Origin of the sequence: Paraburkholderia sp. SIMBA_053 (assembly GCF_046534895.1) — a bacterium.
GTDB lineage: Bacteria > Pseudomonadota > Gammaproteobacteria > Burkholderiales > Burkholderiaceae > Paraburkholderia > Paraburkholderia caledonica.
This window is the reverse complement of sequence record NZ_JAWRXU010000002.1, coordinates 873,219-897,645: the sequence shown is the minus strand read 5'-3', so window position 1 is coordinate 897,645 and position 24,427 is coordinate 873,219. Positions and strand designations below refer to the sequence as shown.

The 24,427-nt window shown below is 60.6% G+C and carries 23 protein-coding genes; 14 read left to right on the top strand and 9 right to left on the bottom strand.

Annotation, left to right across the window (positions count from 1 at the left end; all coding sequences use genetic code 11):
- The first annotated feature begins 32 nt into the window (after window positions 1-32).
- The 7 genes from SB753_RS10520 to SB753_RS10490 all read left to right on the top strand — a co-directional run bounded on the left by SB753_RS10520 (window position 33) and on the right by SB753_RS10490 (window position 4,384).
- Complete coding sequence (locus SB753_RS10520) at window positions 33-668, top strand: nitroreductase family protein (RefSeq protein ID WP_410800131.1); 636 nt, start codon at window positions 33-35, stop codon at window positions 666-668.
- A 140-nt stretch (window positions 669-808) separates the two neighbouring features.
- A complete protein-coding gene (locus SB753_RS10515) occupies window positions 809-1,354 on the top strand; it encodes a carboxymuconolactone decarboxylase family protein (protein WP_027804305.1) in 546 nt (181 codons plus the stop codon).
- A 95-nt stretch (window positions 1,355-1,449) separates the two neighbouring features.
- On the top strand, window positions 1,450-2,145 hold the full coding sequence (locus SB753_RS10510; protein ID WP_408473899.1) for a glutathione S-transferase N-terminal domain-containing protein: 696 nt from the start codon (window positions 1,450-1,452) through the stop codon (window positions 2,143-2,145).
- Between the two features lie 72 nt (window positions 2,146-2,217).
- Window positions 2,218-2,688 carry a pyridoxamine 5'-phosphate oxidase family protein gene (locus tag SB753_RS10505; protein ID WP_410800130.1) on the top strand — a complete coding sequence of 157 codons (471 nt, stop codon included), beginning with the start codon at window positions 2,218-2,220 and terminating at the stop codon, window positions 2,686-2,688.
- A 33-nt stretch (window positions 2,689-2,721) separates the two neighbouring features.
- A complete protein-coding gene (locus SB753_RS10500) occupies window positions 2,722-3,171 on the top strand; it encodes a GNAT family N-acetyltransferase (RefSeq protein WP_410800129.1) in 450 nt (149 codons plus the stop codon).
- 172 nt (window positions 3,172-3,343) lie between these two features.
- A complete protein-coding gene (locus SB753_RS10495) occupies window positions 3,344-3,850 on the top strand; it encodes a YkgB family protein (RefSeq protein ID WP_410800128.1) in 507 nt (168 codons plus the stop codon).
- Window positions 3,851-3,904: 54 nt separating this feature from the next.
- Window positions 3,905-4,384, top strand: coding sequence for a DUF3788 domain-containing protein (locus tag SB753_RS10490; RefSeq protein ID WP_410800127.1), 480 nt, complete (start codon window positions 3,905-3,907; stop codon window positions 4,382-4,384).
- Window positions 4,385-4,586: 202 nt separating this feature from the next.
- Here SB753_RS10490 and SB753_RS10485 read toward each other — a convergent pair whose 3' ends face one another.
- Window positions 4,587-5,414 carry a hypothetical protein gene (locus SB753_RS10485; protein WP_410800126.1) on the bottom strand — a complete coding sequence of 276 codons (828 nt, stop codon included), beginning with the start codon at window positions 5,412-5,414 and terminating at the stop codon, window positions 4,587-4,589.
- Between the two features lie 379 nt (window positions 5,415-5,793).
- Between SB753_RS10485 and SB753_RS10480 the strand changes: the two genes are divergently transcribed.
- Both SB753_RS10480 and SB753_RS10475 read left to right on the top strand, forming a co-directional pair.
- The gene (locus SB753_RS10480; RefSeq protein WP_392393211.1) at window positions 5,794-6,183 is read left to right on the top strand and encodes a hypothetical protein; all 390 of its coding nucleotides are present in this window, start codon (window positions 5,794-5,796) and stop codon (window positions 6,181-6,183) included.
- Between the two features lie 508 nt (window positions 6,184-6,691).
- Complete coding sequence (locus tag SB753_RS10475; RefSeq protein WP_392393210.1) at window positions 6,692-7,054, top strand: hypothetical protein; 363 nt, start codon at window positions 6,692-6,694, stop codon at window positions 7,052-7,054.
- A 281-nt stretch (window positions 7,055-7,335) separates the two neighbouring features.
- On the opposite strand, the gene SB753_RS10470 is transcribed toward SB753_RS10475, so the two are convergent.
- The gene (locus tag SB753_RS10470) at window positions 7,336-7,545 is read right to left on the bottom strand and encodes a hypothetical protein (protein WP_020066020.1); all 210 of its coding nucleotides are present in this window, start codon (window positions 7,543-7,545) and stop codon (window positions 7,336-7,338) included.
- A gap of 721 nt (window positions 7,546-8,266) precedes the next feature.
- Here SB753_RS10470 and SB753_RS10465 point away from each other — a divergent pair.
- A complete protein-coding gene (locus SB753_RS10465; RefSeq protein ID WP_410800125.1) occupies window positions 8,267-8,968 on the top strand; it encodes a fatty acid hydroxylase family protein in 702 nt (233 codons plus the stop codon).
- A 342-nt stretch (window positions 8,969-9,310) separates the two neighbouring features.
- Here SB753_RS10465 and SB753_RS10460 read toward each other — a convergent pair whose 3' ends face one another.
- Entirely contained in the window at window positions 9,311-9,937 is a 627-nt protein-coding gene (locus SB753_RS10460) for a PilZ domain-containing protein (RefSeq protein WP_310065200.1), read from the bottom strand.
- A gap of 606 nt (window positions 9,938-10,543) precedes the next feature.
- The gene (locus SB753_RS10455; protein ID WP_410800124.1) at window positions 10,544-11,512 is read right to left on the bottom strand and encodes a Dyp-type peroxidase; all 969 of its coding nucleotides are present in this window, start codon (window positions 11,510-11,512) and stop codon (window positions 10,544-10,546) included.
- Window positions 11,513-12,068: 556 nt separating this feature from the next.
- Here SB753_RS10455 and SB753_RS10450 point away from each other — a divergent pair.
- Window positions 12,069-12,245, top strand: a complete 177-nt coding sequence (locus SB753_RS10450; RefSeq protein WP_165572661.1) for a hypothetical protein — start codon at window positions 12,069-12,071, stop codon at window positions 12,243-12,245.
- 63 nt (window positions 12,246-12,308) lie between these two features.
- Here SB753_RS10450 and SB753_RS10445 read toward each other — a convergent pair whose 3' ends face one another.
- Both SB753_RS10445 and SB753_RS10440 read right to left on the bottom strand, forming a co-directional pair.
- Window positions 12,309-13,556, bottom strand: coding sequence for an ATP-binding protein (locus SB753_RS10445; protein WP_410800123.1), 1,248 nt, complete (start codon window positions 13,554-13,556; stop codon window positions 12,309-12,311).
- The gene (locus tag SB753_RS10440) at window positions 13,540-14,280 is read right to left on the bottom strand and encodes a response regulator (protein ID WP_410800293.1); all 741 of its coding nucleotides are present in this window, start codon (window positions 14,278-14,280) and stop codon (window positions 13,540-13,542) included. Before SB753_RS10440 ends, SB753_RS10445 begins: the two co-directional genes overlap by 17 nt.
- Window positions 14,281-14,618: 338 nt before the next feature.
- On the opposite strand from SB753_RS10440, the gene SB753_RS10435 reads away from it, so the two are divergent.
- From SB753_RS10435 to SB753_RS10425, 3 genes are read left to right on the top strand one after another with little or no spacing between them, the layout of a single operon-like run.
- Complete coding sequence (locus SB753_RS10435; protein WP_410800122.1) at window positions 14,619-15,872, top strand: efflux RND transporter periplasmic adaptor subunit; 1,254 nt, start codon at window positions 14,619-14,621, stop codon at window positions 15,870-15,872.
- A 12-nt stretch (window positions 15,873-15,884) separates the two neighbouring features.
- Window positions 15,885-19,073, top strand: a complete 3,189-nt coding sequence (locus SB753_RS10430; RefSeq protein ID WP_410800121.1) for an efflux RND transporter permease subunit — start codon at window positions 15,885-15,887, stop codon at window positions 19,071-19,073.
- Window positions 19,070-20,527 (top strand): efflux transporter outer membrane subunit, encoded by a 1,458-nt coding sequence (locus SB753_RS10425; protein ID WP_410800120.1) that lies wholly within the window; start codon window positions 19,070-19,072, stop codon window positions 20,525-20,527. The genes SB753_RS10430 and SB753_RS10425 overlap by 4 nt, the downstream gene beginning before the upstream one ends.
- A gap of 606 nt (window positions 20,528-21,133) precedes the next feature.
- Here the strand turns inward: SB753_RS10425 and SB753_RS10420 are convergent.
- The 3 genes from SB753_RS10420 to SB753_RS10410 form a co-directional block, all read right to left on the bottom strand.
- Window positions 21,134-22,012, bottom strand: coding sequence for an oxaloacetate decarboxylase (locus SB753_RS10420; protein ID WP_410800119.1), 879 nt, complete (start codon window positions 22,010-22,012; stop codon window positions 21,134-21,136).
- Between the two features lie 45 nt (window positions 22,013-22,057).
- Entirely contained in the window at window positions 22,058-23,458 is a 1,401-nt protein-coding gene (locus tag SB753_RS10415; protein ID WP_408414685.1) for an MFS transporter, read from the bottom strand.
- Between the two features lie 83 nt (window positions 23,459-23,541).
- On the bottom strand, window positions 23,542-24,246 hold the full coding sequence (locus SB753_RS10410) for a GntR family transcriptional regulator (protein ID WP_410800118.1): 705 nt from the start codon (window positions 24,244-24,246) through the stop codon (window positions 23,542-23,544).
- Window positions 24,247-24,427: the final 181 nt, after the last annotated feature.

Genomic DNA, 24,427 nt, shown 5'->3' with positions numbered 1-24,427 from the left:
CTGAATCCACCCCTCTACACACAGGAATCCTTATGAAAAGCGAAATCACCATGACCAACCCCGTTATCGAATGCATTCTGAGCCGCAGCGCGGCCAAGTACTACGATCCAGCCGCGACCTTGAGCGACGAACAGATCCGCGAGCTCGTGCGAATCGGCACGAGTGCGCCGACATCGTTCCACTTGCAGAACTGGCGCTTTATCGCGGTACGCACGCCCGAAGCCAAGGCGCGACTAAGCCCGATTGCGTGGAACCAGCCCGCGGTCAGAGATGCAGCCGTCACTTTCATCGTTTGCGGCCAACTGGTCGAAACGAGTGTGATACCGGAGCGTCTCGCACCGTTGGTCGAAGCGGGCGTCATGCCCGCAACCATGGTGCCAGAGTGGGAAATCCCCGCACGCAATCTGTATATGGCGCACCCGCAGCGCCGTCGTGACGAGGCCGTGCGCACCGCAACTTTCGGCGCGGCGGCAATGATCTATGCGGCCCGCTCGATGGGCCTGGGTTCAACGCCGATGATCGGTTTCGATGACGAAGCCGTACACCGCGAGTTCGGACTGGCCGCGGACGAAGTACCGGTTCTTCTGTTGTCCGTAGGCGTGGAGCGAGCCGGAAACTGGGCGCAGAAGCCGCGCCGTCCCGTGGCCGAGGTGCTGGACCTGGTGTGAAGTGAAGGACAAGCACAAGGCGTCTGCTGCTTAAAGGGCAAACCCGCTTCGACCCATAGCCTGGGAGCGAAGCAAACCAACGGATGGTCTCCCAATGACCGTTCTCAATCTGTAAGACCAGTAAATTAAGGATGACTACGATGGCAAGGACTACTACTCTAACGCCGAGTCAGGTGCCGGCCGATTCGAAGCCGACGCTCGATGCGTTCACCAAAAATATCGGCTTCACGCCGAACATGATGGCGAGCTTCGCGCAAAGCCCGATCGCCTTCAACGCATGGGCCACGCTGCTCGGTTCGCTGAGCAAAGCACTCGACGTGAAGACCCGTGACAGCATCGGCCTCATTGTCTCGGAAGTGAACGGCTGCAACTACTGCCTGACGGTGCACAGCTTTACCGCCGAGCATATGGCGAAGCTGCCGGCCGATGAAATCATTCTCGCCCGCAAGGGACATGCTGCCGACCCGAAGCGCGACGCCGCGGTTGTGTTTGCGCGCAAGGTCATCGAGACCCGCGGGCAAGTCAGCGACGCCGATCTGAAAGCGGTCCGCGATGCCGGCTACACGGATGCAAACGTGATGGAGATTGTCGCGCTGGTGGCCATGTACTCGCTGACGAACTTTTTCAATAACGTGTTCGATCCCGAGAAGGACTTTCCCCCGGTCACGCCGGCCGGCTCGATCTGAACTTTGTTCCCTCATCTGCGAGGGAATAGGGAAACGAGGCGGAAGAGCCGGTCATACCCCGGCTCCGCCCCGCTCGCTTACTCAGGAGAACAGGCATGACACTCGATCATCCGATTTTCGCGCGCTGGCCGGCGCGGCACCCTGATCGGCTCCAGCTCTTTTCGTTACCGACGCCCAATGGCGTGAAGGTCGGCATCATGCTGGAGGAAGCGGGTCTTGCGTATGAGGCGCACCGCATCGACATCATGGCAAACGAGCACCATGATCCGGCCTTTCTCGCCCTCAATCCGAATGGGAAGATTCCGGCGATCTTCGACCCGGACGGTCCCGGTGGACGGCCGCTCGCATTGTTCGAATCGGGAGCGATCCTGATCTATCTCGCCGAGAAGACCGGACAACTCCTCTCCACCGATCCCGTTACTCGCTTCGAGACCATCCAGTGGCTGATGTGGCAGATGAGCGGTGTCGGGCCAATGTTCGGCCAGGTTGGCTTCTTCAACAAATTCGCCGGCAAAGCGTATGAGGACAAGCGCCCGCGCGACCGCTATGTCGCCGAATCAGCGCGGCTGCTGACTGTTCTCGACGAACGGCTCGCGGGTCGCGACTGGGTAATGGGCGCTGACTACAGCATCGCCGATATTTCATTGCTCGGCTGGGTGCGCAACCTGATCGGCTTTTATGAAGCGCGTGAGCTTGTCGGCTTCGACCGCTTCTCGCATGTCGGGCGCTGGTTCGAGCGCGGTCTTGCGCGTCCGGCGGTGCAGCGCGGGTTGGCAGTGACTGCGGCCTGAAGCAAGGCCGTTGAAACGTTTTGCGTAGCGCAAGCATAAAGCCGCTCAAATTCTTTTCAAGCGAGGATATCCGTGATCGAAATCAACGCCGACGCAGAGGCGATCATCAAGCGGGCGATATTGTCATTCGTCGCGACAGTCAACGAGGACGGAACGCCGAATCTTTCGCCGAAGGCATCGTTGACGGTCAGGAACGGTGTTCTGTACTTCGCCGATATCGCCTCCCCTTCGACGATACGAAACCTGAAGCGCAATCCCGCCGTGGAGATCAACGTAATCGACATCTTTGAGAGGCGCGGTTATCGATTCAAAGGTCATGCGTCGATCCTGCCGCCAGGCGATGACGGGCACTCGATGATCGCGGACTGGGTCCGCGCGACCAACGGCCTCGAGTATCCCGTTGATCACGTCGTCAGGATCGAAACCATTTCGATCACTCCGCTGCTGTCACCGGCGCATGTATTCGCCGAGCCTGCTCGAAGTCAGGATGAAATCAGGAACACTTACTATCAAAAGTATGGTGTGGAACGCATCGGCGAATAGGCAGAAGTACTCGTCCCAAGCCAGGAGAAATCTATGCTATCGGTTCAGATCAAAGCCATTGAAAAGAACGACTTTGATATTTGGCTTCCTCTGTGGAAAGCCTATCAGCGATTTTACGAAGTGGATATCCCCGAGTCGGTGACACTCGAAACATGGGCGCGTTTCGTGGACCCGATGGAGCCGATGCATGCGGCGCTCGCCATGATGGGCGAACACGCGTTCGGACTGGCGCATTCGATCTACCATCGATCCACCTGGACAACAGCCAGCTACTGTTATCTGCAAGACCTGTTTGTGGCGGCCGATGCGCGTGGCGGCGGCATCGGCCGCGCACTGATCGAGCATGTTTATGCGGACGCGAAACGCCGCGGGGCAGCGCGTGTGCACTGGCTGACACACCAGACCAACGCTGCCGCCATGCGGCTTTACGAAAGCGTCGGCGATCGCTCGGGTTTCGTTCAGTACCGAAAACTGTTCACCTGAAAATTTCCATGCGGAGAGGTTCTCAGGACTCCTGCGACACATCAAGCAGCCGCGCGTTTATTTGATCGTTTTGAGCATTTTATAGAGCGATCGCAGTCTCGAAACCGGCATCGGGCAAGCCTAAAGTGAATGCTGTTAATGACCGACCCACAACCTGAATTGGAAACCCAAAATGTCTATTCGCACAGATCAGCTCCGTTTTCAAATCGCCGAGAGAAGCGCAGGATCGCTCTCCAGTCTGGCTCTGCTCAGATGGGCGCTTGTCATCGTCTTTCTTTGGTTCGGTGCAATGAAATTCACCGCCTACGAAGCCAACGGCATCGCTCCATTCATCACCCACAGCCCGATCATGAGCTGGTTGCACTCCGTATTCGGAGTTCGAGGGGCAAGCGACGTTATCGGCGTACTCGAACTGTCGACTGCAGCAGCGCTGACTATCGGGGCCTTCCTGCCCATTTTCTCGGCGTTGGGTGCAGCCATGTCGGCCGCGACCTATTTCATCACGCTCACCTTCTTCCTGAGCACGCCAGGCGTGGCAGAAGCGACAGCGGGTGGGTTTCCGGCCATTTCAGCCTTGCCTGGGCAGTTCCTTCTTAAAGATGTCGTTCTACTGGCTGCATCGCTTTCTCTCCTTGTGGCGTCCATCCAGGCCTCGCGGGCTAACGCTCACAAGTCGTGACGTGGATGAACTTTCAATAACGCGATTGCCGACACCGCGAGAAGCATCCCACCCATGAAGATGAAGAGGAAAGCAAACGTGAAAGAGTCCGCTGAGATCGGCGAAAGAATCGCCGACAAATCTTCACAGCCCGACGAGCGCACTATCCGCGACTGGATGGGGCCAGAGGCGTTCGAGCATTGGGTCGAACTGCGGACCTGGATCGAGGCCTCCTATCCCGGTGTTTTTGCGCCAGACTGGTTGTATGGTGGCAAGAAACGCGGTTGGTCACTGCGATACAGAAAGACCAAGGCGCTCTGCACTCTGTTGCCGGCATACGGGCTGTTGTCGGTTCTGGTTGTCCTGGGACGAGCTGAACGGGAGAAATTCGAGGCGCGGCGTTATTCGTGGAGCCCACGGTTGGTGAAGCTCTACGATGAAGCCCGCGCCTACCCTGACGGGAAATGGCTGACTGTTCCGATTTCATCCGCGGACGATCGGCATGAGGTGACCGAGCTGATCCGTATGAAGCGCCCTACGCTGTCACGCGGGTGAACGTCGGGGAAGTCTTGCAACCCACGACACGCGGACGGTATCGTGAACAGCCGTATCGTGCAGCTGCGGGTAGAGCGTTTGCCTCGCGCCAGGTCTGACGTCTGCACGGCGATGAGCAAGCGTCCGCTGTGACTCTGACAGCCGCCGTTGACGCTGTCCTCGCGAATGACTAAAAGTGGCCGATAAGGTGAGGTCGCCAACGCTAGGCCGTCTCGTTGAAACCAAGGGTCTTCGTTTCGGACGGCGGGAAAAAATGCGGTATAGCGGGGCTGTTCATCGCAAAAATATTTAACTGCGCGCCGTACAGGACGTGGCCGGAGTTTGAGGTGAAGCTAAAGGTCCCGTTCGCCGAAGCCTGAGCACTTTTATTAAACGCAAGAAATCCTGCAGCGGTAGTCGGGTCCTGGGCCAGATTGATCGGTGAGCCGTCAGATGTTGTGTAGATACCGTCCTTCATTTGATACTGTTGAGCGTCGCTGCCCAAACTCTTAAAAAGGTCCAGGAAGCCAACCAGGCCGTCTGCCTCTTTGCTTACGTCGTCTAACTGTGCCTGCGTAAGGGGCGAACCATCCGCGTCTGCCCAAGATGCATAGCCGGCGACAGCATCATCGTGGAATGCCCTAACGGCTTGGACAAGGTCCGCGTTGCTGTTCAGTTTCCCCTGAACCCAGCTTTTATCATCTGCGCTAAGGCTCTTCGATACGACCTGGATCGAACCGTTACTCGACTGGAAGTCGAAATGTGCATTAGCGAGGTCCGGGCGCTGTGACAACACTGATTGCATCGTGGAAACCAGGGCGTTTGCGATGTCTCGCGCGTCACTACCCATCTTCAACGGTGCGCCGATCGCATCCATATATTTCGCCAGGCGAGCTGAAATAACCGAGGAGTCAAGGGCAGTCACCGTTAGCGGTGCTGCCGCTGTTCCATCGCTTGACGTGGCCTGTTTCTGGTTCAGTGCAATCGAATTTGGATCGGTGCTGGTCGCGGTCGCCGCTGTCGCATTTGTCGAAATAATAGAGACGCTCACTTTCCCCTCGCAAAGGTTTATTTCGTAAACGTGCTTACGGCCGCAGCTGCTGGAACTTGATGGACCGCTGATTTCCGGCTCTGGCTTTCATCGACCCGCACAGTGTTGCAAAACTCCTAATTTATGCCATGCCTGCGGCTAACCGCTGACGCGACGGCGGTATTGCCTGACAGGTGTTACGGCTCTAACAGACCCACTCCGGTCATACGATCCTATCGAAACCGGTCAGTCCGCCGAATCAGGGTATCCCGGACTGGAGCACCGCAAAGCGGACGTTGATGACCTCACCCAATCGGCCAACAGCGGTCGTTCGACACGAGGGCGTAGATTGACGACAATTCGTGGTTTGACGGCCCGTCAAAGTTGACCTACGCCGACCATGTCTGACTACCAAAAAAACATATGCCAGCGATTCGGCGCAGAATACATGCCGCCCGAGGCGAGCCAGAAGGTAGGGATTTCGCTTGGTTCCCTTGAAAATTTGCCGCTTCACGCAGTTCGACTGTCGCCGGAAAACGGTACCAGCGGTTGGTATGTTTACGGTGGCGAGTACTCAACCGACGCTGACTTCTATCAGTCGCTTCATGTCGCCCACCTGGTCGAGCGGTGTCCGAACATCGTCCCTTACTTGGCACTACCACCCGGGTGGCGTGTATTGCTTGCGCCGGACTATGAGGATGTCTGGTTCGACGGAGAACTGCTGAAGGATGTCACTGAAGGCCTGGAGCGGCCAGGAGGGGACATTCGACGCGGGGAGCTAAATCGATGACAATCGCCGTTTCAACACGCCCGCTACCGCGAATCAGTTAATGTCCCGACCGCCTCGTCCGCCCGACTTGATTGTGAACTTCTCCCTAACAGAACACCAATCAGACGGTTCGTTGAAGGAGGTCATTTCAGGCTATCGTCCGGTCTACAAGGTGCGCACTGACCACTGGTCATCTGCACATCACGAATTCGTGGCGCCACGGGCGTCTGCACGGGGCAGCAATGTGAGGCGGAGGTTTGGCTTTTATCGCCCGAGGCATACCCACCCACGTTTTGGCCGGGTCGACGCGTTGAAGTAGCAGAGGGTTCAAGAGTTGTAGGCGTTGCAGACGTCCTGAAGATAGTCAATCCGCTGCTCGAATCGAGCGCAAATGGCTGAGTGCTTCGGTGACGAGAGGCACGCTCCCCAAACGGCTTCAGTTGATCGCATCGGGCGCCAGTTGGCCAGTTTCTGTCGATCGGCGGAGGTGGTCAAATCGCCGCGGGAACGGCGACTTTGGAGCATCGATGTGGAATACGCCGAGCAGCCATCGCTTACCGACAAAGCCAAATATCAAATGACAGCCAGTTTTCGCCTTATAGCGATATATGCCGAAGCTGAAATGTGCTCGCTTGCTCGGCGATACGTAGCAGATTGCGCCGTTACGGTGCTCGTCCCTGAGCTACCCCGGCCGTGGTTCCTGGTCAAAACAAGAACAGATGCGGAGCGCGACTTGCTTAACGGAAACGATGCGCTCCTGAAGGAATTCAAGGCGGTTTTCCAGGAACGCGAGTGTCCCGATGAAATCGTCCAGGGTCTCACATTCACTTTCCAGTCACAGGAAACTGTAGAGCGAGACTACGCGGGCAACTGGCATTGCGCGCTGAAGTAATCATCCTTTTGAATGTCCGCTATCGGATGCATCGGCTGACCGCAACGGCTCGTGAAGAGTCGGTCACCCACCCGCAGCGGCTGGCCAGGCCCGCTATTACGCTTGCTCCCGAACGGGCAATCGCGGCCAACCGCATGGGTTGACGACCAGGGGGCTGCAACATTGCCAAGCTACGGACGTTCAAATTTCGGGTTGGCAGGAGCTCAATGGCGCTGCTTGGCGACACGGCTCCATTCCTGAGAAGCCTGCCGGCGATCGGCGCATCCCTTATTAAACCGTGGCTAGCGACGTCCGCTGCGGCCCCATACATAGCGCACCCACCGCTGCCACCGGCCCTGCGGCGGAGCGGATGAGCGGTGCGCAGCCTGCGCTTCGCGGTCGCGCTCAACGCTCTTCTGCACCTGCTCGTGGATCTGCCGCAACGTCATGCCGCCGGGGCCTTTCAGCTTGTCAGGATCGGAATCAGGATCGAGATTGGGATCGTCTGTCATGGGAGTCGCCTGTTCCTCGTGAGGCGACTTGATTTTGAACCTGGTAACGATAATTGCAAAATTGCACTTTCAATGGTGAACGCGCGAATAGCCGAATTAAAAAATGGTCCGAGGCGGGTTTCAACCGGTCGAGGCGGGTGCGCGAATGGCCGTTCCAGTTTGCAACCAACGTGCCGTAGCGCTCGCATCGGGCCGGATGGCCGATGACAGTCGACAAGCGTCTTGCGCGACATCGTCCGTCGAGCATTCGATTCCTTTCGTCGCGCTGCGGCGCTGCGCGGCGTTATGCCTGACCATCCGTGGCAACCCGCACCCCTACCCTGTTCCGGCGCCATTTGTTGAAGTTCGTAATTTCCGCTAATGGTGTCCGTTGGAGCGCTAATGGCGTCCGTCAATTTTGCTAGCGCGGCTTTTCCACCGGAACACGAACGCTCCGCGCGGAACGACTAAGAAGGCGCAGCACGATACTTCGGTTGTTGACGCCAAAAACACTCGATTGATGAGGAATCCCACTCAAATCACGAAATCCCTCCCCATTGCTGCAGGCGTTCCATCGTGCTAACTAAACGCTGTCAGCCGGGATAACACGGATATCAGCGTCGATGATCCAAGGCATCAAAAAACAGTATTAGATGTTATAGGTCGATCTCGCTATGTTTGTGTTCACACACCAGGCTGCGCCCGAGGTCGGATCAGCAGCCACACCTGGAAGGAGACATGGATGAAATACGACGAAGACGTTCGCACGCGCTCATACCGGTTTCGCGACGAATATGTCGCGGCTACACCGGCGTGGTACAGGGGTGAGATGCACCTGGGCTTCACGCTGTTGTTCACGGGCGGCGTGATTGCGTACTGTATCGCGCAATTGCATGCGCCGACGTTTTCTGAATGGCTCGCCGTCGTTCCGCTTTTCCTGTTCGGCAACTGGGCCGAGTGGGCTGCACATCGTTACGTACTGCATCGGCCCACCAAATATTTCAGCATGATCTACAAGCGGCACTGTGCCGTTCATCATCGGTTCTTCACGCACGTCACGCTCGAGTACAAGGGGCAGAGGCACTGGCGCGCGCTGCTCTTTCCGCCGTTCGCACCTGTGGCGTTCGTGCTTGCCGCCGTGCCGTTTGCGCTTCTAATCGGCTATGTGTTCTCGCGCAATGCTGGGTACATCGCGCTGCTTACCATGGCTTCGTATTATCTAATGTACGAAGGCCTGCACACGCTTTCGCATGTCACCGATAGCCCCTTGCTCGACCGTATGCCGTTCGTCAACACCGTGCGCCGGCTTCACGTGACGTATCACGATCCGGAACTGATGGCGACGCAAAACTTCAATCTCACGTTTCCCATCTGCGACATGTTGTTCGGAACGCGCAGCGACGTTGCGGACACCGCGCGCGAGCCGCTCCAACGCAGTCGCTAGCGCTAGTAGCTACCGTCAGTGCTTGCTGAGACTTCTCGCGATGAAACGCGTAGGCTCGCCTACGCTCCTGAGGATCTGGCGCGGCCCCACGTCGACAGGGGGCGCCTCGGCTGCGTGCTGTAGGTCTTATATTGCGAGGTCGTAGAATTGATCAGCGTCCGACCGATGCGGTCCGCGAGGACCCTGCATCTGTTCAAGATGGCGCAGACTCAACGGATAAGCTACGTACCACCGGACACACCGCACATCATGGCGGACCGCGCTATTGCGACAGAGCCCGAGAATCTCGATCATCCTGTTGCGCCGCCACGGTCCGAGCCTGTCTATCGACGAACGCCGCGCTTAGAATGCGGTTCCCGTGGCCATCTCGAAGATGAAGTCCTTGAGCAGGACCTTGGCTTCGTCGGTGCGCGCGCCGAACTCTGCACCGACCAGCACGCCGTCCTTTTTGCGCCTGACGTTTCTGGCGACGCAATTCCATAGCACAGCGTGCGTCTTGCCATCTGTCGGTAAACGCAATGCGAGCTTGAAGTGCTCCCCGGGCATCAGTGCGGTATCGCGCAATGACAATTGAAGACCATCGATGCTGACGTTGACGACAGTCGCATCGTATCCCGCGGCGACGGCATCGTTGCGAATGACGCGGGCGGCCACCCTGGTCTCGACGCGTCGATGGCGCCTCACCCTGTGTTTGACCACCTTCTCCGGATGCGCGAGCACGACGAGATCGGAGGGAGCCGCGTGCCGTGCGGTCACCCGTGTGCCGAACGTGTACACGTCTCGCCCGAATATCATTTTTGCCTGGACGACGACCCCAGGTTGCAGCAGCTCATCATCCTTTGGCGCTGTGACGATCAGCGCACTCCCCTTGACGGTGCCGACATACGCAGTTTGCACCGAACGTTTGTCCGCGCCCTCCACTGTGAGCTGCAAGCAATCGAGTGCCTGGGTCAGCGCGGGAAAGTCCACGGTGATTGCAGTAGCGGCGCTCGGCGCTGGACGATGGTTCGCGCTCGAAATCAGTATGCTGCGCGCGGACCCGCTCCCGTTTCGTGCCCCCGGCCCGCTGTCGTCGCGATATGCGCCGACATCGAAAAGGCGCTCGAGCTGCGCCTCGGAACTGATGCAGCAGCCCCGGTTCAGGAGCAATCTGCCGTTAGCCGTGTAAATCGGAAATCTGATGGGTGCACCCAGCTGGACGTCCCCTCTGCAGACTTGGACAAAGGCCATTGTGATCGACGGTATGAGTTGGACAAGTGGACTTCGCGCCGTTGCTTCGCGGCGGCTCGAATCATCGCGAGTCACCGGACTGTATCGCGGCACTTGAATCACAAACGTGCGCCAACGCTCTTCCGTCACACAAATTCCACGGACCCCGCGCCCTTTCTGAAGTCGATCCGCCCGCCCCCCTCCGCAATAATGTCCGGGCTCGATCAGAAGTTGGCGCTTCGTGAGCGAGCCACGCGCATCCTTGTGGAGCACAAAAATTGCGGTACAGGGCCGCACCTGCTCGGTGCCCGTTCACCGCAACCCCAGATCCTGCTACTCGAGAGACGCTTCGTTCGAGGCAGGCGGCTAAGATGAACTTCCGCCTGCCAGCGTGGCCAACCTCGATCGGGAGGGAGCAAAGAAGGTCGTACCGGTATGTGCCGTGGAGAAGTCCAGAAGCCTGTCATATGCGCCCGCCGGTTCGCCAACGAACATCCGCTGCAGCATCTTCTCGATCACCCACAAATGCCGGGTGTATCCGATGAAGTAGGTGCAAAACTCGCCGTGGCCGGCGCGACCGAAAGGCATGTTGTCGCGCAAGATATCGTGCTCGTTGCCATCCTCATCGACGATGGTAGCCAGCGTCTTGTGCGACTTGCGCGGGGCATCGTCGTCATCGAGTTCGATATTGTCGATCTTGGTTCGGCCGAGGATTTTCTCCTGCAAGTCGGTCGAGGTTTCGCCCCAAGCCGCAAGATCGTGCAGATATTTCTGCACCACGACATAGCTGCCACCAACAAAGTCGGAATCTTCGTCGCCGACAAGCGCGGACTGACCGATCTCGTGTCCGACCGGGTTGGCAGTGCCGTCCACGAAGCCAAGCAGGTCACGAGCATCGAAGTATCTGAAACCCGAAACCTCGTCGATCATCGTCACCGCCGACCCGAGGGTTCGGAGCAGGATTCGCTCGAACTCAAAGCAGAAATCTGGCCGTTCGGCACGAATGTGAAAGAGGAGATCGCCCGGCGTAGCCGGCGCCTTGTGCCGCGTGCCTTCAATCGCGGCGAACGGCTTCAGTTCGCGAGGCTTCATGGGCGCACCCATGCGATCCCACAGCTCGCTACCGATCCCGACGATGCAGGACAGCCGGGCGGAGAGGTCGCGAAATCCCACGGATTTCACGAGGTCGTCGATCCCACCGAGCAAATCGCGAACCTTGGCGAGGGCGTCGGCCCCCTCGTTCACGCCGACCACAAGAAAGATCGCGGCCTGCGAAAGCGGTGCCTCGATACTCTGGGCGTCGATTGGCACCCGATCCCAAGCATGTCCTGTCATATCCACTCCGTTGTTGTGACGCCGCGGCCGTGTCGACCACGGGCCGCGTGCTTCTAACCCTCTACCCCAGAAAGCAGACCATCCGACGCAATGCATCGCGATTTCGAGCTTCACCCGCCAGACGCTCAAACGCAGACGTCCGGCGCGGCGATATCGCGCTGGCAGACGATCTAACGCGGCCGCGTTTGCCATTACGTGTATTGGGGCAAACCGTAGAGGTTAGCGATATTGGCGTCAAGTAGGACGGTCGGTGGCCCTTACGGCGGTCTGCTGGCTTGCGCCAAAAATCTCCTTACACCAGCTTCCATATCCAAACAAAACGTGAACGCGCGAACGCCCTTCTCCGCTGCACTGAAAACGCCATGCATGCCCCATGCAACGTGCATTTTGACCTCCACGCGCGCCATACGAAGCGGCGTCTTTCAGGCGCGGGTTGTAACGGCTCCGTAAAACATGATCTTTCGTGGATTGGTAACTTCCCCACTGACACGCGGCGTCGCAGTTCCGCTTGCAGGCCGCAGCGCCGCGTGACCGTAGATCCATTGAAGGAGGAAGTATGAAGAAGCTGTTGGCAATCGCGGCGCTGGCCGCCCTGAGCGCAACCCTGAGCGGATGCTGGTGGGGGCCGCCTCCGGGTGGCGGCGGCGGTCCCGGTGGCGGTGGCCCCGGCGGCGGCCATGGCGACGGTCCGCATGGCGCAATCGTGGTCCCGGGACATGTCGCACAGGGCTGACGCGAACCGGCGCACAGTGTGAGTCGAAGAAGGACGGTCAGAAGCATGACCGCCCTTTTTGCGTCAGGCGGGGAAAGTCATCGACACGACGAACCCGCCGTCGGCTGCATTGTCCGCATGAAAAACGCCGCCGTTGTATCGCACGAGTCGCCGCACGATCGCGAGACCGAGGCCGCAATGTGCGTCGCCGCTGCGGGCTTCGTCCAGTCGTACGAACGGTTGCAATGCGCGCTCCAGTTGCCCGCCCGGAATGCCGCCGCCGTGATCGCGAACCGTCAGCGTGTAGTGTCCATTGTGCCGCGACGTCGAGATCTCGACCGGTGGTTCGCCATACGTCAGCGCGTTCTCGATCAGATTAGTGAGTATCCGGTCGAGATCGACGAGCGGCAAGCCAAAGCCGTCGCCCGCCTGCAGGTCGAGACGCACCAGGGCGTCGTCTTCGAGACTGTCGCCGTAATGGCGGCGGCAATGCGCGTCCACGCTCGTGGGCGGTGACCTGTCCGCGCTCTCGCGCGCGAAATCGAGAAACTGCGTGACGATGCGCGACAACGACTCCGCGTCGCGCAGAAAGCCGCTGCGGTTTGCTTCGTCCGGCAGCAGATCCGCGCGCACCTGCATCCGCGTGATGGGCGCACGCAAATCATGCGCGACGCCCGCCAGCATCACCGCCCTCTCCTGTTCGGCCCGTGCAAGCTCATGCACCATCTGGTTGAAATCGTCGATGAGTCCCTTCACTTCGCGCGGACCGCTCGCCGGCACCACCGGCGCGCGATGCCCAAGCCGAAACTCACGCGCCGCAATCGCGAGGCGATGCAACGGCCGTTGCAAATACCATGCACCGATCAGCGCAAGGATCACAGCGAACACCAGCATCATCGCGGACGCGCTGATAAAACGGCGCGCGGGCAGCATCGAGCTCTCGAGTTTGAGCCAGCCTGCGTTGCCGGCATAGCGCACCCAGACATTGCCGCTTTCCGGGTCCGCGACCACTGCGCTGCCTGGCGGCAGCTTCGCGCGCAACGCGTTCTGGAACGGGCCTGTCGTGTCCTGGCAAGGTGCGGGGCAGCCATACTGAATCGCATCGTCTGCGTTGATGACCGACACGCCGAGCGCCGCCGAGACCTGCGAAGCGGTAACCGCGCCGTCGCGCTGCGACTGAACGGCGAGCAGCAGCGCGCGCTGCGCGTGCCCCGTATCGATCTGGCCGCGATCACGGTCCACGAGCACGAGCGAGGTGAGATGGACAATGACGATCAGACCGACCGTCATCAACGCGAGCTGGCCGAACAGCGTATTAAAGGGATTTTTCATCGTCGCTGCTGCCGGGCACGAACATATAGCCGATGCCACGTACGGTCTGGATGCGTCTTGGGTTGGCGGGGTCGTCTTCGAGCAGGCGGCGCAGCCGCCACACCGGCACGTCGATACCGCGCTCGGTCACTGCCGAGTGCGGGCCATGCAACAGGTCGACGAGTTTCGATCGCGACAGCGTTTCCATTGGATGCTGTGCGAGCACTTCAAGCAACGCATATTCGCTGCCGGTCAGCTTGAGCGGCTCGTCCTTGCGAAACAGCGTACGGCTCGCAAAGTCGAGGCGAAAGCTGCCGAAGCGCAGCGCTTCGCGCTTCTCCACCGGCGTGGTGGCCGGCGCTGCCGGTTGTGCGTGCCGCCGCAGCACCGCATGAATGCGCGCGAGCAATTCCTGCGGCATGAAGGGCTTGCCGAGATAATCGTCGGCGCCAAGCTCGAGACCGATCACCCGGTCTACGCCCTCCGCGCGCGCCGTCAGCATGATCACGGGGATCGTGTCGCCGCTCGCGCGTAGCTGCCGCAACGCGCTGAGACCGTCCACGCCCGGCATCATCAGATCGAGCACGACGATGGACGGCCGTTCGCGCTCCAGCCGCCGCGCCAGTTGATTGGCGTCGTGCAATACCGAGATTTCAATGCCGCGTTGCTGAAAGAAGGTTCGCAGCAGGTCGCGAAGGTCGGCGTCGTCGTCGACCAGTAACACCTGGATGGGCGTGTCTGACATGGCTGGGCCCTGATCGATGATTACGTTGGCGGACAGCGCAGCGCGCTCGCCCGTCGTAGCGAAATATAGCGAATCGCGCAACGCCGGCGGTTTCGGATTCTTCTGCAAGCTTACAGTCTATTACTGCGCTGCTCGCCATTTGGCGGCCATCCCCAATCAAGCGAGCGTTTGTGCGCGTTGCGTTACAGCTCGTAATGCATGCCTAAGCCACCGTAAGACGCCTCTCATTACTCTCTGGGCCATCCCTTGCCGCTGGTGCGGCGTTGCGTGGCTCCTATCGAACCGGCGACGCATGCCAGACGGTCCTTTGTCGAATTCAGCCGAAGGATGCCCAGAGCATGCCAACATTGTTCCACCCGTATGCATCGGCGGTGCGCGCACCCCGCTTCGCGCTTCTTGCCGCGACGGTTGCCGCCGCGACGCTGATGCTGGCGGCTTGCGGCGACAACGCGCCGCACGGTCCGCCGCAAACGACACCCGAGGTCGGTGTCGAAACCATCAAGCCGCATACCGTTGTCTCGAACACCGAACTGTCGGGCCGGCTCTCGGCCATTCGTGTCGCCGAAGTGAGGCCGCAGGTCGAAGGCATCATCAGAAAGCGCCTGTTCACCGAGGGTTCGCAGGTCGCGGCCGGAGCAGTGCTTTATCAGATCGACGCAACCAGCTATCAGGCCACCTACGATCAGGCGATCGGCACGCTGGCAAAAGCCGTCGCGACCGCCAACGCCGCGCAAACCAAAGCCACGCGCTACGCCGAGCTATCGAAGATCCAGGGCGTGAGCCGTCAGGACTACGACGACGCCGTGGCCGCGCTCGAAGAGGCCAGGGCCGACGTGCTTGCAGACCGCGCCGCATTGAAAACCGCCGCGATCAACCTTGGCTACACCAAGGTCGTCGCGCCCATCTCGGGGCGCATCGGCAAATCGAATGTGACCGAAGGCGCGCTCGTCACCGCGGAACAAACCACCGCGCTCGCCACCGTGCAGGCGACGAGCGAGATGTATCTCGACGTCACGCGTTCTTCCGCCGACTGGCTGCGCTTGCAGAAGGAATTCGCGAGCGGCCAGTTGCAGCCGTCGGGCGCCGACGGCGCCGTGGTCCATCTCGTGATGGAAGACGGCAGCACCTATGCGCGCGCGGGCAAGCTTCTGTTCTCCGACATCACCGTCGACGCTACGACCGGCTCCGTCACGCTGCGCTGCGTGTTTCCGAACCCGGACGGCGTGCTGCTGCCCGGCATGTTCGTGCGTGCGCGGCTCGAGGAAGGCGTGAACCACCAGGCGATCACAGTCCCGCAAATCGCGGTCTCGCGTGCGTCCGACGGCTCGGCGAGCGTGCTCACGGTCGGCGCGGACAACAAGGTCGCGCAAACGCCCGTTACCGCGGATACCGCGTCGGGCTCGGACTGGATCGTCACGAACGGCCTGAAGGCAGGCGACCGCGTAATCGTGAGCGGCTCGCAGCAGGCGCGCACCGGCGCGGTCGTGAAGCCGGTCGAGATGCCGGTCGAGACGCCGGTCGAGATGCCGGCGACGCCCGGCGCGCCCGCCACCGCGGGCAACGCAGCCGCCGCGTCCGCCGCCCACAGCTAAAGCGAGAATCTCATGGCAGGTTTCTTTATCAACCGACCGATCCTCGCGTGGGTCATCGCCATTGTCATCATGATGATTGGCGGCGCTTCCATCGAGACCCTACCGGTCGAGCAATATCCGAGCGTTGCGCCGGCTTCCGTGCAGATCACGGCGACGTATCCGGGTGCGTCCGCCGAGACCGTCGCGACGACCGTAACGCAGGTGATCGAGCAGAAACTGAGCGGCATCGACCATCTGCTCTATATGTCGTCGACGAGCAGTTCGGTCGGCCAGGCGCGCATCACGTTGACGTTCCAGCAAGGCACCAACGCGGACATCGCGCAGGTCCAGGTGCAGAACAAGGTCGAGCAAGCGACCTCGTCGCTGCCCGAGACCGTCCAGGAGCAAGGCGTTCAGGTCGCGAAGGCGGCCAACTCGTTCCTGATGATCGTGTCGCTCTCGTCGAGCGACAACAGCATGAGCTCCATCGACCTCGGCAACGTCATCGCGACGCAGATCGAAGACCCGCTCACGCAGATCGACGGCGTCGGCGACGTCACGCTCTTCGGCGCGCAACACGCCATGCGCATCTGGCTCGATCCGGTGAAACTGCAGGCAGTCGGCCTCGCCACCAGCGACGTCACCACCGCAATCACGAATCAGAACGTGCAGCTTTCCGTCGGCCAGATCGGCGGCTCGCCGTCGACTAAAACGCAGGCATTGAACGCGACGATTTCCGCGTCGAGCCTGCTGACCACGCCTGAGCAATTCGGCGCGATCCTTCTGCGCGTGAATAGCGACGGTTCGAAAGTAATGTTGAAGGACGTCGCGCGGATCGAGGTCGGGGCCGACGACTACAGCACCGACTCGCGTCTGAACGGCAAGCCTGCCGCATCGCTCGCGGTCAAGCTAGCAAGCGGCGCGAACGCCATGAGCGTGGCCAAGGCCGTGCGCGCGAAGCTCAACGAACTGAGTCCGCAACTGCCGCGCAATGTCGTCGTCGACTACCCGTACGACACCACGCCGTTCGTGCGCATCTCGATTGAAGAAGTGGTCAAGACGCTGATCGAAGCGGTGCTGCTTGTCTTCGTCGTGATGTACGTGTTCCTGCAGAATCTGCGCGCCACACTGATACCGACGATCGTGGTGCCCGTCGCGTTGCTCGGCACATTCGGCGTCATGTCGGCGGTGGGCTTCTCGATCAACGTGTTGTCCATGTTCGGAATGGTGCTGGCAATCGGTTTGCTGGTGGACGACGCGATCGTGGTGGTGGAAAACGTCGAGCGTCTGATCGCGGAAGAAGGCCTCTCGCCGATCGAGGCCACGCGCCGTGCAATGGAGCAGATCACCGGCGCGCTGATCGGCATCACGACCGTGCTGATCGCCGTGTTCATTCCAATGGCGTTCTTCTCCGGAACGACGGGCGCGATTTACCGGCAGTTCTCGATCACGATCGTTGCGGCGATGCTGCTCTCCGTGTTTCTTGCGTTGACACTCACGCCCGCACTGTGCGCGACGCTGCTCAAGCGCTCCGACGTCGAGCATCACGCGAAGCGCGGCTTGCTCGGGTGGTTCAACCGCGTGCTCTCGCGCGGCACGGACCGCTACGATTCGGCGGTCGCGCACGTAATCGGCAAGCCGATGCGCTACATGGTGATCTACGCGTTGATCGCGGGGGTGGTCGCGCTGCTGTTCATGAAGCTGCCGTCGTCGTATCTGCCTGACGAAGACCAGGGAACCATCATCACGTCGGTCTCCGCACCGGTCGGCACGCCCGCCTCGCAGACGCTCGAAGTGGTGAAGAAGGTCGAGGCTTACTATCGCAGCCAGCCGGAAGTGGACCAGCTCATCACGCTGACGGGCTTCAGTTTCAACGGCTCGGGACAGAACAATGCGCTCGCCTTCGTCAAGTTGAAGGACTGGAGCGCGCGGCGCGGCAGCAACGGGTCGGCGGCTGCGGTGATCCAGCGCGCGAACATGCACTTCGCAGCGTCGCACGAAGCGCAGGTTTTTGCGGTCAATCCGCCGGCTATTCAGGAGCTCGGCACGCAGAGCGGCCTCGACTTCGAACTGGAGGACCGTGCGGGCCAGGGCCACGACAAGCTGATGGCCGCGCGCCAGCAATTGATGGCACTCGCGGCCAAAGACAGCGCGTTGTCCGGGATGCGGCCAGGCGGTCTGGAAGACACCCCGCAGTTCCATGTCGACATCGACCGTGAAAAGGCGAGCGCGCTCGGGCTTTCCATCGCCGATGTCAACGACACGCTGCAGACGGCGTTCGGCTCGTCGTACGTGAACAACTATGTCGATACCGGGCGCATCCAGAAGGTGTATGTGCAGGCCGATGCGCCGTACAGGATGATGCCGTCCGACGTGGGACGCTGGTATGTGAAATCGGGTACGAGCAGCACATCCAGCAGCAGTTCCGCAAGCAGCACCACAAGCACCAGCACGACCAGCGGCTACGACGGCCAGATGGTGCCGTTCTCCGCATTTGCGACGGGCAAGTGGACGTTCGGGCCGCCGCAGATCGAACGCTTCAACCGCACGCTTGCAATGGAAATGACGGCTCAGACCGGCGCGAATGCCAGCACCGGGGAGGCGATGACGGCCGTGGATGCGCTCGTGAAAAAACTGCCGGCGGGCTATGGCATTGACTGGACGGGTCAGTCATATCAGGAGCGCATGGCCGGTTCGCAGGCCATCTACCTGTATGCGATTTCGTTGATCGTCGTGTTCCTCTGTCTTGCGGGCTTATATGAGAGCTGGTCCATTCCGATTGCGGTGATTCTCGTGGTGCCGCTCGGCGTGCTGGGCGCGGTGCTCGGCGCGCATATTCGCGGCCTGTCGGACGACATCTATTTCAAGGTCGGTCTTCTCGCGACGATCGGGCTCTCCACGAAAAACGCGATCCTGATCGTCGAATTCGCGAAAGACCTGCAAGCGCAAGGTCGCAGCCTGATCGAGGCGACCATCGAAGCCGCGCGTTTGCGTCTGCGTCCGATTCTGATGACGTCGCTCGCCTTCGTGTTCGGCGTGTTGCCGCTTGTCATCAGCACGGGCGCCGGGTCGGCGAGCCGGCATGCGATCGGCACCGGTGTGATGGGCGGCATGATCGCCGCCACGGTTCTCGCGATCTTTTTCGTGCCGGTGTTCTTTGTGGTCGTGCGCCGCCTGTTCGGCGAACACGGCGACGCCCAGCAACAGGAAGGTGTTGAATGATTAAACTCAAAGTCGGTGCGTGCGCGGTTGCATGCGTGGTCGCGCTGCTGACGGGCTGCACGCTCGATCCGCACTATGTTCGGCCCGCCGCGCCTATTCCGGCAGCCTATCCGGAAGGCGACGCATATGAGAGCACGACCGCAGCGAAAGCCGCAGCCGATGCGGGCGCGAGCGGGTCCCTGGCAGCCTCTGCAGCGACGCCGAGCACGGCACCGCTCGCCGTCGACACCGCATGGCGCAGCTTCTTTCGCGACGAGCGTCTGCAACGATTGATCGAAATCGCGCTCGCCAACAATCGCGATCTGCGCGTCGCGGCGCTGAACGTGGCGGAGTACGAAGCCCAATACCGGATCACGCGCGCTGCCCTTGCGCCGTCCATTACGGCAAGCGGCAACATGACTCGCGAGCGCACGCAAGGCGCCATTGCAAGTTCGAGCGATGTCAGCGTCGGCACGACGTCGTGGGAAATCGACTTCTTTGGGCGCCTGCGCAGCCTGAAGCGCCAGGCGCTGGAAAACTATCTCGCAACAGATGCATCGCGGCAAAGCACGCAAATCAGCTTGATCGCGACGGTGGCGACCGACTATCTGACATTGCTCGCTGACGAGCGCCTGCTGCAATTGACAGAAGACACCGTGAAGTCGGATCAGGCCACCTACGATGTCACGAGGCGCGTGCAGGAACTCGGCAATGCATCGCTGCTCGACGTGCAGCAGGCGCAGAACTCGCTGGCGAGCGCAAAGGCGAATCTCGCGTCGTACCGGCGCGCTGTCGCGCAAGACCGCAACAACCTCTCGGCCGTGCTCGGCGCGCCGATTCCCGACAACCTGCCTCCCGCGCGCAAGTTCGACGACGAGTCCATGTTCGCAGACATCGGTGCAGGCGTTCCGTCGCTGCTGCTCACCCGTCGGCCGGACATCGTGCAGGCAGAGCATGCGTTGAAGGCGGCGAACGCAAACATCGGTGCGGCGCGCGCAGCGTTTTTCCCGAAGATCGAACTGACGGCGACCGCAGGTACGTCGAGTTCGACGCTGTCGAATCTGTTCAAGGCGGGCACCGGCGCGTGGGCGTTCGCGCCGAGCGTATCGGTGCCAATCTTCGATTACGGCAGCAACAAGGCATCGCTCGATGTCGCCAGAATCGAAAAGCAGATCGAGGTCGCGGACTACGAAAGCGCGATCCAGACGGCGTTCAAAGAGGTGTCGAATGCGCTGACGGCGCGGGCCACTTATGTGGATCAAATCAAGGCGGACCGCGAGTACGTCGCTTCGGCGCAGAACTACTACACGCTTGCAGAGGCACGCTACAAGACGGGCACGGACAGCTTCCTCACCTTCCTCGACGCGCAGCGCACGCTCTACACTGCGCAGCAGCAACTCGCCACCGATATTCTCTCGCGGCAGTCCAATCTCGTGACGTTATACAAGGTGTTGGGCGGTGGCTGGGAGGGCTGACCCCGCGCATGTGCACGAATGGCTGCGAGCAGAAAGCCTGGACGGGTTTTTCAGAGCGGCAACTTTCTGCGCGCTGACGATGCCACCCTGCGCCGCTGGCATTTTGCCGCCACGGCTTCACGGTGGCGGCGCGACTGCGGGCGTCATTCTCGTGTCACTGCGACCGCACTGCCTCAGAAGCGCGCGCGGTAGATAGAACTACCGTCCCGGCGGATTGGGAAGGTGCTTGGAATGTGAGGCCGCAGCCTTCGCAGGCCCCTTGAGCAGACGGCGGGACGGCTAAGGCAGCCGCGGGAGGATCCGATGTACGGGGAGCGGCAATCAGAAATCCACTCGACGTCAAAAAGATTGCGAGTAACAGGACAAATTCCATGAGCTTGCTCCTGTTGCACAACTGCCAGGTCGTTGGTCGATCGCTTCCTAAAAGTTAGCCCACAGAATGTATCGGGCCAATAGGTCTTTGGCCTTATGGCAGAACCTGCTGCACCGCGACTTGCAGTTTCGGTCCGTTCAGATCGGAACATGCGATGTTAAGGTAACCGCTGAGGTAGCTCTCGCAGCTTAGACCCAGAAAAGCGCAACCAAACGTTAAGCCGCGTCGCTCTTCTAGTCCGCGTGCGCGCGATCGAACGCCCACACCTCGGGGAACCCCATCAACTCGCACATATCGGAAAACGGATACATCGAGTCAGTGGCGGCTTCCGTGCTCCGGTGCGCAAGAATCTGCCCATAGACATCTCTGAGCGCCTTCGCAACGGATAAGAAACCCGAAGCTGGATAGATGGCCAGAGAAAAGCCGAGCTTTTGCAACTCAGAGGGCGCAAGCTGCGGCGTCCGCCCACCTTCAACCACATTCGCGAGCAACGGCATATCGAACGTGCGCCCGATCGTTTCGAGTTCCTCAATACTCTCCGGCGATTCGATGAACAGCACATCTGCACCGGCCTTCGCATACGCCTCGCCACGACGCAGCGCTTCATCGAGACCGAGCGACGTCCGCGCATCAGTGCGCGCGACGATCTGGAAATTGCTATCGCTGCGGCTCTCCACGGCGACCTGAATCTTGCGCACCATGTCCTCGACCGGGATCACCCGCCGTCCCGGCGTATGGCCGCACTTCTTCGGGAATTCCTGATCCTCCAGCTGTATGCCTGCCGCCCCCGCGTGCTCATAACCCCGCACGGTATGCGCGACGTTTAGCAATCCGCCATAACCGGTGTCGCCGTCGCAGATCATCGGCGTGTTCGTGCCGCCGCAGAACGCCGCGACGCGATTGACCATGTCCGTGTACGTGGCGAGCCCCGCATCCGGCAGACCGAGGTACGACGCTACTGTGCCGAAGCCCGTCATATAGAGGCAGTCGAAGCCCATCGAGTCGGCCATCTTCGCGGAGATCATGTCGAAGATGCCAGGCGCAGTGACAATCTCCTTGCGTGCAAACCGCGCTTTCAACGCTTGACGCCTGCTTTGCTGTGTGACGCTCATACGTGTCCTGTTTAACGAAGGAAGTGGAAATTTGAACGTTGCGATTCATTGTGAAAGCGATGAGGCCGGCAGCGGATCGTTCGTGTCGATCGAAGGCGCAATGTCCTCGAGCGAGCGTCGATTCGTCTCGATACCGAACGCTGCAAGGACGACCGCCAACACGACCAGCGTGCCGATGATCATCGTCAGCACGTCCTTCACGCCGCCCGCCGCATACATCATGACGACGAGTTGCGGCGCGCAGATGCCCGTGATGCGCCCGGCGCAACCCGCGATGCCGTTTGCGCGCATGCGATTCTCCGTGGCGAAGAGTTCCGGGATGTATGTCGCAATACCGAGCGCGACCATCAGGTACGTGAGCGTGAAGAGCAGAAAGCCGAGCAGCGTCGCCATTTCGATGCCGGTCGAATGCCCGTATAACCAGCCGATAACTGCCGTGAGCACCGACACCGCGATGAGCCCTTTCCTGCGTCCGATCCTGTCGGCGAGCAGTACGCCCAGCAGCGCCCCTGCCGGTCCGCCGAGCGCCATCAGTGCGGTATAGCCGAGCGACGATGCCATGCCGAGCCCCTGTTTCATCAGAAACGTCGGCACCCACACGATAAAGCCGTAGATCACCATGTTGACGGCAACCTGCACCACGATGGAAAGGAACGTGCGGCGAATTTGCGCCGGCCCAAAGAGTTCGAGCAGCGTGGTTTTCCTCGTGACGGTGCGCGGCGCATCGACGACGGGCGGCAGCGTCCCATTGCGCGCCGACTCCTCTTCTGCTTCGCGCAGGATCGCTTCGGCTTCGGCGTAACGGCCTTTCGATTCGAGCCAGCGCGGTGACTCGGGCATCTTCTTGCGAAGCACCCACACGATCATCGCGCCGACCCCGACGATTGCGAACATTGCGCGCCAGCCGATCGACGGGATGATCAGATACCCGAGAAACGTTGAAAAGAACAGTGCGGAGTTCGTGATGAGCGACAGATACGCGGACCACTTGCCACGCACGGCAGGCGGCATGAATTCGCCGACCGATCCATAACCGACGACGATCTCCGCGCCGAGGCCCAGTCCCATGAAGAAGCGGCACACGATCAGCCACGTCATATTCGGCGCAAACGCGCCCGCGAGCGACGCGAGGCCGAACACTGCGAGATTGAACTGGTACGTGAATTTGCGGCCTTTCGCGTCTCCGAGCACACCGGCGGTGAACGCGCCGATCAGCATGCCGATGAACGTCGAAGACAGGAACGCCGCGTTCAGATGCATCGTCGACCAGCCGGTTTTGGCGAGCGCGCCGAGCACGCCGCCGGCAAGATAAATGTCGAACGAATCCAGGAACATGCCCGCGCCGATCAGCCACAGCACGCGCGTGTGGAAGCGCGAGATCGGCAGCCGATCGAGGCGTGCACCAGCGCTTGCGGTGCTCAAGGTATATCTATGGGTGCTCGGCATGTCTCGTCTCCAGTATTGTCGTCGTCGCGACTATTGAATGACTGCTCGTGATGCTGGTGCCTTGCTGCTCCTGGCGCGCGGGTTCAGGACGTGGGGCGCTCCCCCTCGCGACGGTCGAGCACCGCACTTTCAGCGGCGAGAATGTGGCAGCGCATGGCGGCTTCCGTCCACGCGGCGTTGCGCTGCTCGAGCGCGCGAACGATTTCGAAATGCTGGCGTGCGCTGCGGACGCGATCTTCGTCGCTATAGGTGCCAAACGTCCACTTGATGAGCGGCGTTTCCTTCATCGACCTGAGCGAGCGGTCGAGGCGCGCGTTGTTCCCGGCGGCTGTGATGATTGCGTGGAACTCGCTGTTCGCCGTGAACCAGGCTTCGCTGGATTCGGGCGTCGATGGCTGCTGCGTAATTGCGAGCATCGCATCCGCTAGCGTTCGGAGGCGCTCTATGTCGGAAGCACCGATGGATAAGGACGCGCGCCCCGCGAGATAGGGCTCGACCAGAAGACGCGCCTCGAAGATCTCGCGGGCGTCGTGCAGCGTCCACATCTTCACGCGAACGCCGTAATTCGGACGCGTTTCCACCCACCCATCCGCGTCGAGACGCCGCAAGGCCTCGCGTACCGGCGTGCGACTCACGCCGAGGCTCTTCGCAAGCTGTTCCTCACGCAGATATTGACCCGGGCCGTATTGGCCGCTGGTCACTGCGTCCTTGATTGCGGTGTAGACGTCGTCCGCAGAACGAGGCGGCTCAGGCGGAATTGTATGCAATGATGCTTCGTGGTGAGCCATTTTGTTCCTTGGATCGGCTTGCGTTGACACATTGTATGCAATGATGGTGGCGCCGAAACGTCGGGATTTCCCGCAGGACGCCGCGCTCACGCCATCAGAGATGGAAAGCAAGCGGGCAGCGAAGATTGCCGGTGTCGTAGACGCGAAACGATTGGCCAGTAAGCTGGGCGCTGCTGGCAAC